13 protein-coding genes are annotated in these 13,989 nt (G+C 70.1%); 11 read left to right on the top strand and 2 right to left on the bottom strand.

The features are described 5' to 3' along the window. Window positions 1–99 precede the first annotated feature (99 nt). The 5 genes from ACZ4WS_RS23020 (at window position 100) to ACZ4WS_RS23000 (ending at window position 3,985) form a co-directional block, all read left to right on the top strand. Window positions 100–1,626 (top strand): flavin-containing monooxygenase, encoded by a 1,527-nt coding sequence (locus ACZ4WS_RS23020; protein ID WP_467983089.1) that lies wholly within the window; start codon window positions 100–102, stop codon window positions 1,624–1,626. Continuing rightward, window positions 1,623–2,630, top strand: a complete 1,008-nt coding sequence (locus tag ACZ4WS_RS23015; RefSeq protein ID WP_467983088.1) for an alpha/beta fold hydrolase — start codon at window positions 1,623–1,625, stop codon at window positions 2,628–2,630. Before ACZ4WS_RS23020 ends, ACZ4WS_RS23015 begins: the two co-directional genes overlap by 4 nt. Beyond that, window positions 2,627–3,511, top strand: a complete 885-nt coding sequence (locus ACZ4WS_RS23010) for an SDR family oxidoreductase (RefSeq protein ID WP_467983087.1) — start codon at window positions 2,627–2,629, stop codon at window positions 3,509–3,511. Before ACZ4WS_RS23015 ends, ACZ4WS_RS23010 begins: the two co-directional genes overlap by 4 nt. Before the next feature lie 109 nt (window positions 3,512–3,620). After that, a complete protein-coding gene (locus ACZ4WS_RS23005) occupies window positions 3,621–3,806 on the top strand; it encodes a hypothetical protein (RefSeq protein WP_467983086.1) in 186 nt (61 codons plus the stop codon). Between the two features lie 29 nt (window positions 3,807–3,835). Then, a complete protein-coding gene (locus tag ACZ4WS_RS23000) occupies window positions 3,836–3,985 on the top strand; it encodes a hypothetical protein (protein WP_467983085.1) in 150 nt (49 codons plus the stop codon). Here the strand turns inward: ACZ4WS_RS23000 and ACZ4WS_RS22995 are convergent. Next, complete coding sequence (locus ACZ4WS_RS22995) at window positions 3,928–7,179, bottom strand: S41 family peptidase (protein WP_467983084.1); 3,252 nt, start codon at window positions 7,177–7,179, stop codon at window positions 3,928–3,930. The two genes, ACZ4WS_RS23000 and ACZ4WS_RS22995, sit on opposite strands and share 58 nt — an antisense overlap. A 166-nt stretch (window positions 7,180–7,345) precedes the next feature. Between ACZ4WS_RS22995 and ACZ4WS_RS22990 the strand changes: the two genes are divergently transcribed. Beyond that, window positions 7,346–7,933, top strand: a complete 588-nt coding sequence (locus ACZ4WS_RS22990) for a TetR/AcrR family transcriptional regulator (RefSeq protein WP_467983083.1) — start codon at window positions 7,346–7,348, stop codon at window positions 7,931–7,933. Between the two features lie 133 nt (window positions 7,934–8,066). Continuing rightward, entirely contained in the window at window positions 8,067–10,283 is a 2,217-nt protein-coding gene (locus ACZ4WS_RS22985; protein ID WP_467983082.1) for an MMPL family transporter, read from the top strand. 91 nt (window positions 10,284–10,374) lie between these two features. Here ACZ4WS_RS22985 and ACZ4WS_RS22980 read toward each other — a convergent pair whose 3' ends face one another. Continuing rightward, window positions 10,375–10,746: an SsgA family sporulation/cell division regulator gene (locus ACZ4WS_RS22980; RefSeq protein WP_467983081.1), complete on the bottom strand. Its 372-nt coding sequence runs from the start codon at window positions 10,744–10,746 to the stop codon at window positions 10,375–10,377. Between the two features lie 192 nt (window positions 10,747–10,938). Here ACZ4WS_RS22980 and ACZ4WS_RS22975 point away from each other — a divergent pair, with 192 nt between their 5' ends. The 4 genes from ACZ4WS_RS22975 to ACZ4WS_RS22960 are packed head-to-tail and all read left to right on the top strand — an operon-like array spanning window position 10,939 to window position 13,970. Next, entirely contained in the window at window positions 10,939–11,979 is a 1,041-nt protein-coding gene (locus tag ACZ4WS_RS22975; RefSeq protein WP_467983080.1) for an energy-coupling factor ABC transporter permease, read from the top strand. Window position 11,980: 1 nt separating this feature from the next. Beyond that, window positions 11,981–12,778, top strand: a complete 798-nt coding sequence (gene cbiQ, locus ACZ4WS_RS22970; RefSeq protein ID WP_467983079.1) for a cobalt ECF transporter T component CbiQ — start codon at window positions 11,981–11,983, stop codon at window positions 12,776–12,778. Further along, on the top strand, window positions 12,766–13,524 hold the full coding sequence (locus ACZ4WS_RS22965; protein ID WP_467983078.1) for an energy-coupling factor ABC transporter ATP-binding protein: 759 nt from the start codon (window positions 12,766–12,768) through the stop codon (window positions 13,522–13,524). The genes cbiQ and ACZ4WS_RS22965 overlap by 13 nt, the downstream gene beginning before the upstream one ends. Next, a complete protein-coding gene (locus ACZ4WS_RS22960; RefSeq protein WP_467983077.1) occupies window positions 13,521–13,970 on the top strand; it encodes a MarR family winged helix-turn-helix transcriptional regulator in 450 nt (149 codons plus the stop codon). Before ACZ4WS_RS22965 ends, ACZ4WS_RS22960 begins: the two co-directional genes overlap by 4 nt. Window positions 13,971–13,989: the final 19 nt, after the last annotated feature.

Raw genomic sequence — 13,989 nt, 5'->3', positions numbered from 1 at the left:
TCCCGGTCGCGACCCCTACCCATCAGTACGCACCTGCTCTACTCTCCCCATTGCGCCAGTGTTCACTGGCAGGGTCGTGCGGCTAGGGAGGCGTCCGGGATGACCGAGCACGAGCATGTACGAGTGGCGGTGATCGGGTCCGGGTTCGGCGGTCTGGGGGCCGCCGTGCGGCTGCGCCGTGAAGGGGTCACCGACTTCGTCGTCCTGGAGCGGGCCGACAGCGTGGGCGGCACCTGGCGGGACAACAGTTACCCCGGGTGCGCCTGCGACGTACCGTCCCACCTGTACTCGTTCTCGTTCGCGCCCAACCCCGACTGGCCGCGCACCTTCTCCGGGCAGGAGCACATCCGGGAGTACCTGGAGCACGTGGCGGACGTCTTCCGGCTGCGGTCGCATCTTCGCTTCAACTCCGAGGTGAAGATGATGACGTGGGATGCGGAGAAGCTGCGCTGGGGGATCGAGACCAGTAGTGGTTTCCTCACGGCGGATGTGGTCGTCTCCGCCACCGGGCCGCTGTCCGACCCCAAGATTCCGGACATCCCGGGGATCGACACCTTTCCTGGCAAGGTCTTCCACTCGGCCCGCTGGGACCACGACTACGACCTGCGCGGCAAGCGCGTCGCCATGATCGGCACGGGGGCCTCGGCGATTCAGATCGTGCCCTCGATCCAGCCGGACGTCGCCGAGCTGACGCTCTTCCAGCGCACCCCGCCGTGGGTGATGCCACGCGTCGACCGCGCCATCAGCGGCGCGGAGCGCTGGCTGCACCGGCAGCTGCCGTTCACGACGCAAGCGCGGCGCGGACTCCTGTGGGGCATCCGGGAGTTGCAGGTCCAGGCCTTCACCAAGCGGCCCAACGAGCTCGGCATGGTGGAGCGGCTGGCCAAGCGGAACATGGCGCGGGCCGTCAAGGACCCCGCCCTGCGCACCAAGCTGACCCCGGACTACCGCATCGGCTGCAAGCGGATCCTGCTCTCCAACGCCTACTACCCGGCGCTCACCCAGCCCAATGTGGACGTCGTGGCCTCCGGGCTCGCGTCGGTGGACGGCTCCACCCTCGTCGCCGCCGACGGCAGCACCGCCGAGGTCGACGCGATCATCTTCGGTACGGGCTTCCACGTCACCGACATGCCGATCGCCGAGCGGGTCGTCGGGGCGGAGGGCAAGACGCTCGCGGAGGTGTGGCGGACCGGCATGAAGTCGCTGCGCGGTGCGACCGCCGCCGGGTTCCCCAACTGGATGACGGTCATCGGGCCCAACACCGGTCTCGGGAACTCGTCGATGATTCTGATGATCGAGTCCCAGCTCAACTACATGGCGGACTTCGTACGGCAGTTGGACATCCTCGGGGGGCGTGCGGCCCTCGACGCGCGCCCCGGCGCCGTGAACGACTGGAACCACAAGGTCCAGGAGCGCATGAAGCGCACGGTGTGGAACACCGGCGGCTGCAACAGCTGGTACCTCGACGCCAACGGGGTCAACACCACCATCTGGCCGGGGACGACGACCGAGTTCCGCAACGCCACACGGCGCGTGGATCTCGGAGAGTACGAAGTGCTGCGCGAGCCCGAGCCCGCGCCCCTTACGAAGAGCGCGCGCGAGAAGAGGGTGGAGGCGGGAGCGTGAGCCGACTGATGCATGTGGAGCACGGGGCGTACGCGCCGCCCGCGCCCGCGCGCGAGCTGACCGCCGTCTCCGCCGACGGCGCACGCCTGCACGTCGAGGTGCACGGGCCCGAGAGTGCGCCCCCCGTGGTCCTCGCACACGGCTGGACCTGCTCGACCGCCTTCTGGGCGGCGCAGATACGGGACCTCGCCGCCGACCACCGCGTCATCGCGTACGACCAGCGCGGGCACGGGCGCAGTCCCGCGAGCGCCACCTGCACCACGGAGGCGCTCGCCGACGATCTGGAAGCGGTGCTCGCGGCCACGCTCGCGCCGGGCGAGAAGGCCGTGCTGGTGGGTCACTCCATGGGCGGGATGACCCTCATGGCCGCCTCGGCGAGGGCGCGCTTCAGGGAGCACGCGGCGGCCGCGCTGCTGTGCAGCACGGGGAGCTCGCGGTTGGTCGCGGAGGCGCGCGTGGTGCCCATGCGCGCCGGGCGGCTGCGGACCCGTATCACCAAGTCCGTCCTCGGCTCGCGGGCGCCGCTCGGGCCGGTCACGCCACTCGCCCGGCGGATCCTCAAGTACGCGACCATGGGCCCCGGTTCGTCCCCGGGCATGGTCGAGGCGTGCGCGCGGATCGTGCACGCGTGTCCGCGCAAGGTGCGGTACGCCTGGTCGGTGGTCCTCGATCTGCTCGATCTCGACCATGGAGTACGGGAGTTGAACGTGCCGACCGCTGTCGTCGCGGGGACGGCGGACCGGTTGACGCCGGTCGTGCACGCGCGAGCGCTCGCGGCCGCGCTGCCGCACTGTGTCGGCCTCACCGAACTGCCGGGGCTCGGGCACATGACCCCTGTGGAGGCGCCCGAGTTGGTCACCTCCCGCATACGCGAACTCGTCACCACCTATACGCGGAACAGAGCGACAGCAGAGGCCGCAGCGACCGCAGAGGCCACAGCGATCACAGAGACCGCAGAGGCCACAGAGGCCACAGAGGCTGTAGAGATCAAGGAGGGCGCATGAGCAGGGTGAGTCTGGAGGGGCAGGTCGCGGTCGTCACGGGAGCCGCGCGGGGCGTCGGTGAACTCCTCGCCCGCAAGCTCTCCGCGCGCGGCGCCAAGGTCGCGCTCGTCGGCCTGGAGGCGGACGCGCTCAAGCAGGTCTCGGAGCGGCTGCACAGCGAGAGCGGCCACTGGTACGCCGACGTCACCGACCACGAGGCCATGGCGCGGGTCGCCGAGGAGGTCAAGCAGCGGTTCGGGAAGGTCGACATCGTCGTCGCGAACGCCGGTGTCGCCAGCGGCGGTCCCTTCGTCGACTCGGACCCCGTCGCCTGGCGGCGCGTCATCGAGGTGAACCTGATCGGCTCGGCGGTGACGGCCCGCGCGTTCCTGCCCGTCCTGATGGAGAGCCGCGGGTACCTGCTCCAGATCGCCTCGCTCGCGGCGATCACTCCGGCTCCCATGATGACCGCGTACTGCGCGTCCAAGTCGGGCGTGGAGGCGTACGCGCACAGCCTGCGCGCCGAGGTTGGGTACAAGGGAGTGCGGGTGGGGGTCGGCTACCTCTCCTGGACCGACACCGACATGGTGCGGGGCGCCGACCAGGACGAGGTGATGCGCGAGCTGCGGCAGCGGCTGCCGTGGCCGTCGAACAAGACGTATCCGCTGGGGCCCGCGGTCGACCGCATCGTCGCCGGGATCGAGCGACGCTCCAGTCATGTGTACGCGCAGTGGTGGCTGCGGGGCATGCAGGGCATCCGCGGCTATCTGCCCGGGGTCATCGGGGCGGTCGGGCAGCGGGAGATGCGGCGGTTCGAGCCGCGGCTCAAGGAGGTGCGTACGGGGCTTGTCGGGGCCGGTGGGGCGGCCGATGAGCAGGAGCGGCAAGGGATGTCGCCGTGAGTCGCCGGGCGTAGCTCACCGTGAGTTATTGATCGAAATGCGTGCTCTGTCCGTGCGTGTAAGTCTGGTCGAGCCCCGAAACCCCTCACCCACAATGGGAGTGAATCTCATGGGCATGCAGGACCAGTTCAAGGACAAGGCCGAGCAGCTGAAGCAGCAGGCCAAGAAGAAGACGGGCAACGCGAAGGACGAGACGACTGAGCGTTCCTCGCAGCAGCGCGACCGTAACCAGAAGGAGACGGAGCGCGCGCAGCAGGAAGCGCAGGACCGCTTCGACCAGGACTACGACATCTGACGTCTGACTCTGCGGTCGACTTTGCCCGGATGGGGTGCCCTTCTTGGAAGGGCACCCCATTCCTGCGTGCGCTGTCGCTGGGCTTCTGGATGCAGGGCGACTACTGCCTCGTGGGCGACTACTACTGCCTCGTCCTCGGCGGCAGCTTCGGCCTTGTCCTGTCCGGCACGTTCGCGTAGTCCGGCGGGGATGCCGCCGGGTGCGTGTTCAGCAGGTCCAGTGCCAACTGGATCGCGTCGTCCATCTGGGCGTGCCGGCCCTCCGCCCAGTCCAAGGGGGTGCGGAGGATCTCCAAGTCCGGGGTGACGCCCTTGTTCTCGATGGACCAGCCGTACGCGTCGAACCAGGCCGCGTTCATCGGGACCGTGATCACCGTGCCGTCGCCGAGGCGGTGGCGGCCGGTCATGCCGACGACGCCGCCCCAGGTGCGTTGGCCGACGACGGGGCCGAGCTTCAGGAGTTTGAAGGCCGCGGTGATCATGTCGCCGTCGGAGGAGGTCGCTTCGTCCGCGAGGGCGACCACGGGACCGCGCGGGGCGTTCGAGGCGTACGACACCGGCTGGGCGTTGCGTGTCAGGTCCCAGCCCAGGATCGTGCGCGTCAGCTTCTCGATGACCAGCTCGCTGATGTGGCCGCCCGCGTTGCCGCGCACGTCGACGATCAGGGCGGGACGGGAGACCTCCATGCGCAGGTCGCGGTTGAACTGGGCCCAGCCGGAGCCGCCCATGTCGGGGATGTGCAGGTATCCGCACATGCCGTGGCTCAACTCCCGTACCACCTCGCGCCGTTTGGCGACCCAGTCCTGATAACGCAGCGGCCGCTCGTCGATCAGCGGCACCACCGCGACCCGCCGCGACCGGCCCTCGCCCGCCGCCGGAGTGAAGGTCAGCTCCACCGTCGTACCGCCCGCGCCCGCGAGGAGGGGGTACGGGCCCGTGACCGGATCCACCGGACGTCCGTCCACGTGGGTGAGCACCGCACCCTCACGGATTCCCGAACCCGCCAGCGGCGAGCGCGCCTTGGAGTCCGAGGAGTCGCCGGGGAGGATCCGTTTGAGCATCCAACTGCCGTCACGGCGGACGAAGTTGGCGCCCAGCAAGCCCTGCCAGCGCTGGTAGTGGGGCGGGCCTTCGTTGCGACGGGCCGCCGCGACGTACGCGTGCGAGGTGCCCAGCTCGCCCAGCACCTCCCGCAGCAGATCGGCGAACTCGTCGGGAGAGGCGACCCGTTCGACCAGCGGGCGGTACTGATCGAGCACCGCGTCCCAGTCGATGCCGCACATGTGGGGTTCCCAGAAGTAGGCGCGGATGAGGCGGCCCGCCTCCTCGTACGACTGGCGCCATTCGGCGGGCGGGTCCACCTGGTGCAGGATGCGGCGCAGGTCGATCCAGACCGTGGAGTCGCTGTCGCCGGACTCGGTGGAGGGGACGGCCCGCAGGTCGCCCTCGTCCACGACCACCAGCCGGGCCCCGTCCGCGCTCACCGCGAACCAGTCCAGGTGTCCGACGAGTTCGGACTTCTTCGCCTTGGCGATGTTGAAGTACTCGAGGGTGGGGCGGCCGGTCGTGTCGTCGGGGTTCACGAAGGTCTCGCCCAGCGCGCCCGAGATCGGCCAGCGCAGCCACACCAGGCCGCCGCCCGCCACCGGATAGAGCGCCGAGTACTTGGAGGCGGTGACCGGGAAGGGCGTCACCCGGCTCTCCAGGCCTTCGAGTTCCACGGTCGCCGTGTTGCCGTCGCCTGGCTCCTCCTCGACCGGGTCCAGTCCTCCGGCGACCGGGCGTCCGTCGGGGTTCAGCGCGAAGGGGGAGGGGGTGGCGGAGGACAGGGGGACGAGGTACGGGCGGCAGCCCAGCGGGAAGGACAGGTCCCCGGTGTGGACGTCGTACACCGGGTCGAAGCCGCGCCAGGACAGGAAGGCCAGGTACCGGCCGTCCCGCGTGAACACCGGATTCTCGTCCTCGAAGCGCCCGTTGGTGACGTCGACGATCAGGCGGTCCTTGATCCGCGCCATCTTGATCTGGCGCAGCGAGCGGCCGATCCCCGGGTGCGACCACGTCAGCCATGCTCCGTCGGGCGAGAACGCGAGATCCCGTACCGGCCCGTTGATGGACCGAATGAGTTCCGTGACCTCGCCGTTCGACTCCTCCGTGGCGTCGAGGAGCAGCAGCCGCCCGTCGTTCGAGGCGATCGCGAGGCGCTCGCCCAGCGGGTCCGACACCATCTCCAGTACGCGGCCCAGCTCGCCGGAGGCGAGGCGGCGCGGCTCGCGTTCGCCGGTGGCGCGCGGGAGGTAGGCGATCTCGACGGCGTCCTCGCCCTCGGCGTCCGTGACGTAGGCGACCTGACCGCCCGAGCCGAGCATCTCGGGGAGCCGGACGCGTACGCCGGGCGTGTCCGTGATGGTCCGCGCGGGGCCGTCCCGGTGGGTGAGCCAGTAGAGGCTGCCGCGTACGACGACGGCGCTGGCCCGGCCCGTCTCGTCCACGGAGATGCCGTCGACGTGCTGGGCCGCCGGGACCAGGTACGTACGGCGTCCGGCGCGCGGACCGCCGAGCCGTACGTCGAGGCGGCGCGGGACGGACTCCGGGGACAGGCCGTCGACGATCCACAGGTCGCCCGCGCACTGGTAGACGACGCGGGTGCCGTCGCTGGCGGCGTGCCGGGCGTAGAAGGCGTCGTGGTCGGTGTGGCGGCGCAGGTCGGAGCCGTCGTACGCGCACGAGTACAGGTTTCCGATGCCCTCGTGGTCGGAGAGGAAGGCGATCCGGCCGCCGACGAACATGGGCGAGTCGAGGTGGCCTTCGATGTCGGCGAGCAGCTGCTGACCGTGCATCCAGAGTCGGCCCATCGCGCCGCCGCGGTACCGCTTCCAGGCGGCTGGCTCGTGCGGCGGGGTGCCGGTGAGCAGCAGGGTCTTGCGCTCGCCGTCGATGTCGGCGGTCGCGATGTGCGAGACCGGTCCCCAGGGCATCTCGCCGCCCGGGTCGCCGTTGGTGGGGACCTTGTAGGCCCAGGTGAAGTACGAGAAGGGCTGGCTGTGCGAGGCGACGGCGAGGATGTCGCCGTCGGGGGACCAGCCGCAGACCTGGGTGTCCGCGCTGCCCCAGTAGGTGAGCCGTCTGCCGGGGCCGCCGTCCACCGGTGCCAGATGGATCTCCGGGGCGATGCTGCGCCAGCTCGTGTACGCGATGTGGCGGCCGTCGGGCGAGAAGCGGGGGTGGCCGACCTTGGTGCGGTCCACGGTGAGCCGCCAGGCCCGGCCGGGGCTGTCGAGGGGGGCCACCCACAGGTCGTCCTCGGCCGCGAAGCACAGCCGGTCGCCGCTGAGGTGCGGGAAGCGGAGGTATCCGGGTGCGTTGTCGTCGCTCACCTCCCTATGCTTTTCCGCCCGGCGGGCCCCGGCAACTTGTGAAACACACACGTGACCCAGGACACGTACGAAACGGTTTCGTTTCGCTGACTCTCAGGGTATCTTCAGAGACGTACGAAGGTGACGTACGGCAGCGTGTCGTTCGAAGCAGGGGAAGGTGAGTGGGATGGCTGAAGCCGCAACGGTGCGTCGCAGTCGGATCACGCCCGAGCGTGAGGCCGAGCTGTACGCGGCCGTGCTCGACCTGCTTCGGGAAGTCGGCTACGACGCGCTGACGATGGACGCCGTGGCCGCCCGCACCAAGTCCAGCAAGGCCACCCTCTACCGCCAGTGGGGCGGCAAGGCCGAGCTCGTCGTCAGGGCGATGCGGCACCAGAAGCGGGCCCACGTCCCCGTCGACACGGGGTCCCTGCGGGACGACTTCCACGCGATGGTGACCCGTGAGGACGACTGTCGAATGGAGCAGGACTCCGCGCTGATGCGGGGACTGGCCATGGCGGTGCACGGCAACCCCGATCTCCTGCACGCCTTCCAGGAGTTGGTCATCGAGCCGGAAGTGCAGGAGATGCGCCGGGTGCTGCAGCGCGCCGTCGACCGGGGTGAGATCCGTCCGGACAACCCCGCGATGAACTACGTGCTGCACATGCTCGTCGGCGCCTTCGCGGCCCGGACCCTGATCGACGAACTGCCGCCGACCCAGGCCTTCCTCACCTCGTACGTCGACGCCGTGATCCTCCCCGCTCTCGGCGCCTGAACCTTCGCCCCTGCCCGAAGTCCCCTCAATGCACCTGACGCGACCGCTCACGTCGTCGGGCTGATCGCCCCTGCCCCACAGGACGATCACACCAGCCCCTGCCATCCCACGACCTGACCGGGAGTTCGCCCTCGTGGCCACTTTCCTCTATAAACTCGGCCGATTCGCCTTCAGGCGACGGCACTTCGTCGCCCTGATCTGGGTGGCGCTGCTGACGCTCGCGGGTGTCGGCGCCGCCTCCGCGCCTGCCGCGGGCTCGTCCTCCTTCTCGATCCCCGGCACCGAGGCGCAGAAGGCCTTCGACCTGCTGGAGCAGCGCTTCCCCGGCATGAGCGCCGACGGAGCGACCGCGCGGGTCGTCTTCAAGGCGCCCAGCGGCGAGAAGATGACGGACGCGGGCAACAAGGCGACCGTCGAGAAGACCGTCAAGGAGCTGGGCACCGGCTCCGAGGTCACCTCCGTCGCCGACCCGTTCAAGGCGAACGCCGTGAGCAAGGACGGGTCGGTCGCCTACGCGTCGGTGAAGTACAAGGTCTCCGGCATGGAGCTGAAGGACGCCTCGAAGGACGCCCTGAAGGCGGCAGCGCAGGACGCGCGGGATGCCGGGCTGACCGTCGAGGTGGGCGGTGACGCGCTCACGGCGACGCCCGAGACCGGGTCCACCGAGGTCATCGGTATCGCGATCGCCGCGGTCGTCCTCGTCATCACCTTCGGTTCGCTGATAGCGGCCGGGCTGCCGCTGCTGACCGCGCTGATCGGCGTGGGCATCGGCGTCTCGACCATCACCGCCCTCGCCAAGGCGCTCGACCTCGGCTCCACCACCTCCACGCTCGCGATGATGATCGGCCTCGCGGTCGGCATCGACTACGCGCTGTTCATCGTCTCCCGCTACCGCGCCGAGCTGGCCGAGGGCCGCGCACGCGAGGAGGCGGCCGGGCGGGCCGTCGGCACGGCGGGCTCGGCGGTGGTCTTCGCGGGCCTGACGGTCGTGATCGCGCTGGTCGGCCTGTCGGTCGTCAACATCCCGATGCTGACGAAGATGGGTGTCGCGGCGGCGGGCACGGTCGCCATCGCCGTACTGATCGCGCTGACGATGATCCCGGCGCTGCTCGGCTACGCGGGCCGGAAGGTCCAGCCCGCCGGCAAGAAGAGCAAGCTGCTCGGCGGCGGTCGCGCCGCGAAGAAGGAGGGCAAGCCCAACATGGGCACCCGCTGGGCGAGCTTCGTCGTCCGCCGGCCCCTCGCCGTCCTGCTGCTCGGCGTCGTGGGTCTGGGCGCGGCGGCCATCCCGGCGGCCTCGCTCGAACTGGGCCTGCCCGACGACGGTTCACAGCCGACGTCGACCACCCAGCGGCGCGCGTACGACCTGCTGTCCGAGGGCTTCGGGCCCGGCTTCAACGGCCCGCTGATGGTCGTGGTCGACGCGCAGGCCAGCGACTCCCCGAAGGGCGCCGTCACCGAGGTGTCCGACACGGTCAAGGACCTCAAGGGCGTCGTGACGGTGACCCCGGCGGCGTTCAACAAGGCCGGCGACACCGCGACGATCACGGTGATCCCGGACTCCAAGCCGTCCTCGGTCACGACCGAGAACCTGGTGCACGCCATCCGTGACGCGGGCGGCTCCATCACCGCGGACACCGATGCGAAGGTGCTGGTCACCGGTACCACGGCGATGAACATCGACTTCTCGCAGAAGCTCAACGACGCGCTGATCCCGTATCTCGCGCTGGTGGTCGGTCTCGCCTTCCTGCTCCTGATCGTGGTCTTCCGCTCGATCCTGGTCCCGCTGAAGGCGGCCCTCGGCTTCCTGCTCTCGGTGATGGCCGCGCTCGGCGCCGTCGTCGCGGTCTTCCAGTGGGGCTGGCTCGCCAGCCTCATCGGGGTCGAGGAGACCGGCCCGATCATGTCGATGATGCCGATCTTCATGGTGGGTGTCGTCTTCGGTCTCGCCATGGACTACGAGGTCTTCCTCGTGACACGGATGCGCGAGGCGTACGTCCACGGGGAGAAGCCCAGCCAGGCGATCGTGACCGGCTTCAAGCACGGCGCGCGGGTCGTCACGGCGGCGGCCGTCATCATGATCGCCGTGTTCTCCGGCTTCATCGGCTCCAGCGAGTCGATGATCAAGATGATCGGCTTCGGCCTCGCGATCGCGGTCTTCTTCGACGCGTTCATCGTGCGCATGGCGCTCGTCCCGGCCGTCCTGGCCCTGCTGGGCAAGCGGGCCTGGTGGCTGCCGAAGTGGCTGGACCGTGTCCTCCCGAACGTGGACGTCGAGGGCGAGGGCCTGCGCGCACTGGACGAGAAGCCGCGGGACGGGGACGGCGACCGGGAGCTGGTCCGGGTCTGACCGGAGCTGGTCCCGACTGCCGCGCCACCGCTCCTGGTGGCGCGGCAGTTGTCTTTGTTTCTAGTGCGCCACCGGCGCAGTTCTTAGTGGGTCACCGGCGCGGTCCCAAGTGGGCCACCGGCGCCGCCGCCGTATACGTACGACGCAGGAAGCGGATCAGGACTTTCGAGTCGACCTGTACGACCGCCACCCCTTGTGCCGAGTGGAACTCCATCACCGCCTGTACCCGGCCGCACGGCCAGACGCGGACGCCGCCACTGCTGACGGGAACCCGCAGCCCCTGCTCGAGGAGCTCGCGGGCGAAGACCCACTCGTGGGGACCCGGCAGTGTGATGTGCACCTGGCGGGGATCGTCCTCGGGGTCGTAACGGAGGGCCACCGGGACGGCCCGGTGTTCGTCCTCGGCGGAGTCGGCGGTGTCGGTGACTATGTGGGCGCGTGCGTACTGTTCGACGGCGGACATGAACCGACTCCTTACGCTGCGTTACCTGTGCGGAATCTGTGAATCCGTCACCATTCCAATGTCGCACATTCCACGGAAACCGCTCTCGGGTGGAGTGGTGCGATCCTCCGAAGGTCCGCCGGGCGCGCCCCGGCTTATTCGTAGGCGCCTCGCTCTTGCAAGGCATTCGCAACAAGCCACTATCATCGAACGGTGCACGTACCTGACGGATTCATCAACGCCCCGGTCTCCGCGGTCACCGGAGTGGTCGCCGCCGGTGCCATCGCCGTGAGCCTGCGCGGCGCCCGCCGCGAACTCGACGAGCGGACCGCGCCGCTCGCCGGCCTGGTCGCCGCCTTCATCTTCGCCGTACAGATGCTGAACTTCCCGGTCGCCGCCGGGACCAGCGGACATCTGCTCGGCGGCGCCCTGGCCGCGATACTCGTCGGCCCCTTCACCGGGGTCCTCTGCGTCTCCGTGGTGCTGCTGATGCAGGGCATCCTCTTCGCGGACGGCGGCCTGACCGCGCTCGGCGTGAACGTCACGGACATGGCGATCACCACGACCGTCGTGGCGTACGCCGTCTTCCGCGGCCTGGTGAAGGTGCTGCCCCGCAAGCGGCGCTCCGTCACCGTCGCCGCCTTCGTCTCCGCGCTCCTGTCCGTCCCGGCCGCCGCCGTCGTCTTCACCCTCATCTACGCGATCGGCGGCACCACCGACGTCTCGATCGGCAAGGTCGCCACGGCCATGATCGGCGTCCACCTCCTCATCGGCATCGGCGAGGCCGCGATCACCGCGCTCACGGTCGGCGCCGTCATCGCCGTACGACCGGATCTCGTGTACGGCGCCCGGGGCCTGACACAGCGGCTCAAGCTGCGCGTGGGCGGCGAGTTGGTCGACGCGCCGACGACCGTGGCCCCCGTCGCCGCCCGCTCCTCCCACCGCAAGGTGTGGATCACCGGCCTCGTCACCTCCCTCGTCCTCGCCGGGTTCGTCAGCTTCTACGCCTCCGCGAGCCCCGACGGCCTGGAGAAGGTCGCCAAGGACAAGGGCATCGACAAGAACGTCGAGAAGCACGCGGCGGAGGACTCCCCGCTCGCCGGGTACGGCGTCAAGGACATCTCCGACGCCCGGATCTCCGGCGGCCTCGCGGGCGTGATCGGCGTCGGCGTCACGGTCGTCGCGGGCAGCGGTGTCTTCTGGGCCGTCCGCAGGCGTCGTACGGCCGATGTCTCCCCCTCGCGGGTGGCCTGACGTGGGCGCGGATGGGGGTACCTCCCGCTCGAGCGCAGCCGAGAGTGGGGGAGCCCACAAGCTGTACCGGCACGGGCACTCGCCCGTGCACGCGCTGCCCCCGCACACCAAGCTCGCGGCCGCCTTCGCCTTCGTCGTCGTGGTGGTCTCCACCCCGCGCGAGGCGATGTGGGCGTTCGCGCTGTACGCGGTGCTGCTCGCGGTGGTCGCGTACAAGGCCCGGGTTCCGGCCGGTTTTCTGCTGAAACGGCTTTTGATCGAGATCCCGTTCGTCGCCTTCGCGGTGCTGATGCCGTTCGTGGCGGAGGGCGAGCGGGTGGACGTGCTGGGTGTCTCGCTGAGCGTGAACGGCCTCTGGGGTGCCTGGAACGTCCTGGCGAAGGGGACCCTCGGCGTCGCCGCCTCCGTGCTTCTCGCCTCCACCACCGAGCTGCGCGAACTGCTCCTCGGGCTTCAGCGGTTGAAGCTGCCACCGCTCCTTGTGCAGATCGCGTCCTTCATGATCCGGTACGGCGATGTCATCACGGACGAGATGCGGCGGATGCGGATCGCGCGGGAGTCGCGCGGCTTCGAGGCCCGTGGTGTCCGGCAGTGGGGCGTCCTCGCGAAGTCGGCGGGCGCGCTGTTCATCCGCTCCTACGAGCGCGGGGAGCGCGTGCATCTCGCCATGGTGAGCCGGGGGTACGCCGGTTCGATGCCGGTCATCGACGAGGTGACCGCGTCCCGGGCGCAGTGGTCGTACGCCCTCGCCCTTCCGTTCGCCGCCCTTGTCGTATGTCTGGTGGGATGGACGCTGTGACCCCCTCTCTGGAAGTGGCCGGACTGGCCTTCGCCTACCCCGACGGGCATCAGGCCCTCTTCGGCGTCGACTTCACCGTCGGGCGCGGCGAGCGCGTCGCGCTGCTCGGCCCGAACGGTGCCGGCAAGACCACCCTCGTCCTGCACCTCAACGGCATCCTGACCGGCGGCGCCGGAACCGTGACGGTGGCCGGACTCCCGGTCGGCAAGCGGCACATGGCCGAGATCCGGCGGAAGGTCGGCATCGTCTTCCAGGACCCGGACGACCAGCTCTTCATGCCGACCGTGCGGGAGGACGTCGCCTTCGGCCCGGCGGCTGCGGGGATGAAGGGGGCCGAACTGGAGGAGCGCGTCCGTACGGCCCTGGAGCGGGTCGGCATGGAGGCCTTCGCCGACCGCCCGCCGCACCATCTGTCGTTCGGGCAGCGACGCCGGGTGGCCGTGGCGACGGTCCTCGCGATGGAGCCGGAGATCCTCGTCCTCGACGAGCCCTCCTCCAACCTCGACCCCGCCTCGCGCCGCGAACTCGCCGACATCCTGCGGTCGTTGGACGTCACCGTCCTCATGGTCACGCACGACCTGCCGTACGCCCTGGAGCTGTGCCCCCGGTCGCTCGTTCTGAGCGACGGAGTGATCGCGGCCGACGGGAAGACCGGCGAGCTGCTCTCCGACGACACGCTCATGCGCACCCACCGTCTGGAGCTGCCCTTCGGGTTCGACCCGCGCTCCGTGACAATGGGCGCGTGACGAATCAAGAGGACGCCGGGTCGCCGCTCCTCGACGACCAGCTGTGCTTCGCCCTGTACGCGGCCCAGCGGGCGGTGACGGCCGCCTACCGCCCGCTGCTGGAGGAGCTCGGTCTCACCTACCCGCAGTACCTCGTCCTGCTGGTCCTCTGGGAGCGCGGCGAGACCACGGTCAAGGAACTGGCGGGCGCCCTGCGGCTCGACTACGGCACGGTGTCGCCGCTGCTCAAGCGCCTGGAGTCGGCGGGGTTCGTGCGCCGTGAGCGCTCGGCGCGCGACGAGCGCTCGGTGCTCGTCGCGGTCACCGGGCGCGGGGAGGAACTGCGGGAACGCGCGGCGAGTGTGCCGGGCGCGCTGCTCGCGGCGACCCAGCTCGGCGCGGACGAGGTGGCGCGGTTGCGCGGCGAGCTGTGGGGGCTTGTGGAGCGGGCGGAGGGCGCACGCTGACCTGCGTCGGAGTGCGCGC

The organism is Streptomyces sp. NPDC029292 (assembly GCF_055569295.1).
This window is presented reverse-complemented; position numbering and strand designations above follow the sequence as displayed.

Excerpts from the sequence above, each read along its gene's own strand:
- ACZ4WS_RS23020 (WP_467983089.1), top strand. The coding sequence starts at position 100 with ATGACCGAGCACGAGCATGTACGAGTGGCGGTGATCGGGTCCGGGTTC.
- ACZ4WS_RS23010 (WP_467983087.1), top strand. The coding sequence starts at position 2,627 with ATGAGCAGGGTGAGTCTGGAGGGGCAGGTCGCGGTCGTCACGGGAGCC.
- ACZ4WS_RS23005 (WP_467983086.1), top strand. The coding sequence starts at position 3,621 with ATGGGCATGCAGGACCAGTTCAAGGACAAGGCCGAGCAGCTGAAGCAG.
- ACZ4WS_RS23000 (WP_467983085.1), top strand. The coding sequence starts at position 3,836 with ATGGGGTGCCCTTCTTGGAAGGGCACCCCATTCCTGCGTGCGCTGTCG.
- ACZ4WS_RS22990 (WP_467983083.1), top strand. The coding sequence starts at position 7,346 with ATGGCTGAAGCCGCAACGGTGCGTCGCAGTCGGATCACGCCCGAGCGT.
- ACZ4WS_RS22980 (WP_467983081.1), bottom strand. The coding sequence starts at position 10,746 with ATGTCCGCCGTCGAACAGTACGCACGCGCCCACATAGTCACCGACACC.
- ACZ4WS_RS22965 (WP_467983078.1), top strand. The coding sequence starts at position 12,766 with ATGGACGCTGTGACCCCCTCTCTGGAAGTGGCCGGACTGGCCTTCGCC.